The sequence below is a fragment of the Caminibacter sp. genome (assembly GCF_053999135.1).
Genome location: NZ_JBMXVQ010000125.1, coordinates 1 through 3,922, shown reverse-complemented (window position 1 = coordinate 3,922; position 3,922 = coordinate 1). Strand labels below are relative to the sequence as shown.

Genomic DNA, 3,922 nt, shown 5'->3' with positions numbered 1-3,922 from the left:
ACTACCCCTTTAAAAAAGATACTTTTCTTTTATTATATCATAATTGACTAACTTAGTCAAGTGTATAAAAAAATCTTATACCGTATTTATGGTATTTACTTCTTATAAGGAAATACCGTTGAGGTTGAGTAGTAGTATAATAACATAAGAGAGTTTGACTAACTTATTTACCTTTTATTCTAAATCATCAAATCATATCCCGCAACATTCATTATGTTAAAAATCTTTTTTTAATAAATTCGATACACTCTCACGCTTATTTTTTGTATTATCTTTTTTTTTGATACAATAGCTTTAACCTTTTGCTTATTCTCTTTACTCTCTTTTAAATCCCTTTGAGCCTCTTTCGACACTTCAAACACTCTTATTTTTTTCTTTTTTCACGGGATTTTATAGTATAATCTGATATAGATTACCTTTTATAATGGTAGTTTATACTGAGGGTATATAATGTCAGTATCTAAAATATTATTCAATCCTTCTTTATGATTATGATATAATTTTAATAGCTCTAACCCCACATTGGATAGGAGTTAGAGAGGAGTTAGAAAGGAAATTCGTCATTAATTAAAACTTGACGAAATCTAAACACTTTATTATTCCGTTTTTTTAACTTCGATTTCCCAAACAGAACGGTTAACGCAGTTCCAATCTTTTGGGTATTTTCGGGCTTTTCGCCCGTAGCTATCACATACAAAAAACTTAAAATATTATTATCAACTTCCCCACTTGTTTCAAGCTCTTTAAATAAATCTTTTTTTACTTGGTTATAAGTTTCAAATTTATCAAGTTTTTGAAATTCATCTTTAACAATCATTATACGAAATTTATTACATAATCGTTCAAATATTTCATCGTCCATAAATTCAACATAATCAACCATAATTGTTTCAAAAAACTCAATATCTTTTGTTTTTAAAGCATTTGCAAAAATTTCACTTTTTTTAACACTTGCAAGGTATATATTGTATTTTTCCTTTGTAATAGCTGGTATTCTTGCTCTGTGTATATTGAAATTAAACTTGAATAAATCAAACACAAAATCTTTAAGCTCTTTTCTTATGCCCTCAACAAATTCACTTGTTCCACAATATCCAAAATCCTCTTTTGCAATTTGAATAATTTGCCTTTCTTTAGTTTCAAACACTGTATATCGTCTATCACTTGCCTGTATTTGAAGCGGAGTTTCATTATTACTAAATACCAACACATTGAAATAATTATTAATTTGAAAAGCGTCTTTCCCTTTCGCCTCAATTCTCAAATCTTTATCAGTTATCCACATTTTTAAAGTTTCATATATATGATTACCCTCCCTAAAATCTCCTTTAATCTCATTCCCGACGACAAAAAGTTTATTTTGCAAATTCTTATTGAATTGACTTTTTAAATCATTGTTTGAAAATGTATAAGTATATTTTTCACCGATTATAGGCTGTATAATTTGCTCGTATAGCAACCCTTTTCCTGTGCCTTGAATACCTTTAAACACAATTGCTGTTCCAATTTTTCTTAATGTAACCAATGCAGTCGATAACCAATTTATAAAATATTCAATCCTATCCATATCATCTCTTAATAAATTTAATAGAAGTGCCGAAATATGAGGATATTTAAAAACAAAATTAACATCTTTATACAATTCGCTTTTCTTTTCCGCCTCAATTCTATTTTTATATGCCTTTTGCCAAAGCTCTGACGGCTTAAACAAATTTTTACATAAATAACCACCCTCAACCCATTCTCTACTTTTAAACGGCTCAAAAACCAACTTTACACTTTCAATATCCGTTAAAAATAAAGTTTTTAAACGTTCTCTATGTTCTTTCAGCATTTTAAGTTCATCTTTTGTTAAACTTAATAATTCTTTTGCTAATTCTCTTTTAATATGCTCTTTTGAAACATTCTTAACCTCTAAAACCTCTTTTTCCCTTTTCTCATAATCATCATATTTTTTATATTCTCTTATTTCAACATAACATTGCTGTTCTACGTCAAAATACATCTCTTTTCCATTAATTTTCATTGATGGCACCTTTAAAATACACTTCTTTTAACTTTTCAGGTTTTAATACAACGTAACGAACTCTTTTAGGATTTTTAACTGCCCCAACAATTCCCTTTTCAACTAATTCATTAAGATTATTTTTAACCCACTTTTGCATTGTTCTTTCAGTAATTCCCATCTCATATTCTTTTACAAATTTCGGTATAGATAACATTTTGACCCTTTTATGCGTTTTTTTCTTTATATTCGCTATTTTACATTTTTGAAATGAAATTGTCAATACTTGCATATTTGTTCTCTAATAAGGTAACAACCTAACATACGGTAACAACCGGGTAACAACTAAGTAACAACTCTTTTTTTTAAGGTTGTTACCTTAAAGAAAGCCCTAAATTAAGGACTTTTATTAAATCAAGGTAACAACGGTAACAACCTTTTGCCTTTTTTTCAATTTCTCAGAAAAAATTTTTTTTTATTCAGAAAAACAGGTGAGAGGTTGTTACCTTTTTCTAAAACCCCCTATTTATCGTTATTTTCTGCACTTTTTTAGGGTTGTTACCCCCCCTGTTACCCGGTTGTTACCCGGTTGTTACCCCCCGGTAGAGCTGTTACCCATCAACTTTATTTAGTGTTTTTCTATCAATATTAATTTTTTATTCAGACCTTCCCCTCAAAAAAAAGTGTATCTCCGTTCGGCTTTGGTTTGTCAAGGGCAAGACAAGTCGGCTACCGCCGACCCTTGACAAACCGCCTCACTCCGATGAAATTTTTTTGCGGGGGAAGGTCTGGAAAGGAAAGGTCTGTGTTTGCTTTTTTTGAAGATAATTTAATGAAAAAATATATTGAAAATAATGCGAAATAAGCACGTAGAAAGCAAAAAAAGACGTAGAGGCTATATAGGTATTACAAACAAAAAAAAATCGCTTAAATCGCTTAAAAACGAAAAAACGATGAATAATACTCACCGATAACGATAACTTCGATATAACGTTGATAACTGCATATTCTTTTTCAAAAAAGGTAATACTCCAAATCCTCGTAGTAGTGGGGGTTTGATAGCCAAGTGCATACGTGGCTCACTTGCGTTGTTGATTTTTTAAAAAAAAAGGTAATACGGATTTATTACTTTTTTGATTGCTTTTTAATATCAACGAATAATATTTCAAGCATTTCCTCGAACAGTTCCAAGTCATCGTTTTTTAATTTCCATTTACCACTAAATACCAAGTGAGCGTATGCGTCAATTATTCTTAATTTTTTGTATTTGCCTTGTAATATATTTAGCTTGTCGTTGTTTTGGATACGGTGATATTGCTGTTTGAATTTGTTATAAACTTTTTTAGCCTTTGCTTTAAAAGGCTTTTCCTCCAAGAAGTCAAAACGTAGTTCTTTTTTAAAAAAATCATATATGCTTTTTAAGTCAATACGTTCTTTTAATCCAAGAAATTTTTTGAGGTATTGTCGCTTGATAAGCGTTTCGATTATTTTTTCTATTGTGTCTTTTTCCTGTTTACTTTTTGTCATAAAAATCCCTTTTTTAAGTTATGTATTTAGTTATGAAAATATTATATAATATATCGGTTATATTTTTCAACTGACTAAATTAGTTATGATAATTGAGGGGTAATATGTCGCTTTCGCTTGGAGTATATAAAATCACATTTATAAAATTATATATATAGCTGAGTTATAGTTTGCGAAGTGGTGAAAAGAAAAAAAAAGAATGTAATACGATTGTATTTTTTTCACTTGCTTTCGTGGTGTGTTTTAGTCGGTTTAACCAATAGTGCAAATATAAACATTCCTGTTGCTATTATTGCTAATGCTATATAGATTTCAATCATTATCAGCTCCTTTGTTAAGTAATATTATACCAGCTCCGTAAGTCAATACGAAAATATAAATGACTATTAT

General features: G+C 29.4%; 3 protein-coding genes. All 3 read right to left on the bottom strand.

Going from position 1 to position 3,922, the window contains the following annotated elements; translation table 11 throughout:
• Positions 1–544: 544 nt before the first annotated feature.
• Positions 545–2,026, bottom strand: a complete 1,482-nt coding sequence (locus ACXJH6_RS09115) for a primase-helicase family protein (RefSeq protein ID WP_456471448.1) — start codon at positions 2,024–2,026, stop codon at positions 545–547.
• Positions 2,016–2,222, bottom strand: a complete 207-nt coding sequence (locus tag ACXJH6_RS09110; RefSeq protein WP_456471447.1) for a hypothetical protein — start codon at positions 2,220–2,222, stop codon at positions 2,016–2,018. The genes ACXJH6_RS09115 and ACXJH6_RS09110 overlap by 11 nt, the downstream gene beginning before the upstream one ends.
• 908 nt (positions 2,223–3,130) lie before the next feature.
• On the bottom strand, positions 3,131–3,532 hold the full coding sequence (locus ACXJH6_RS09105) for a hypothetical protein (protein ID WP_456471446.1): 402 nt from the start codon (positions 3,530–3,532) through the stop codon (positions 3,131–3,133).
• Positions 3,533–3,922 lie beyond the last annotated feature (390 nt).

Bases quoted from the DNA above. Each gene is read 5' to 3' on its own strand.
- ACXJH6_RS09115 (WP_456471448.1), bottom strand. From the start codon at position 2,026: ATGAAAATTAATGGAAAAGAGATGTATTTTGACGTAGAACAGCAATGT.
- ACXJH6_RS09105 (WP_456471446.1), bottom strand. From the start codon at position 3,532: ATGACAAAAAGTAAACAGGAAAAAGACACAATAGAAAAAATAATCGAA.
- ACXJH6_RS09110 (WP_456471447.1), bottom strand. From the start codon at position 2,222: ATGTTATCTATACCGAAATTTGTAAAAGAATATGAGATGGGAATTACT.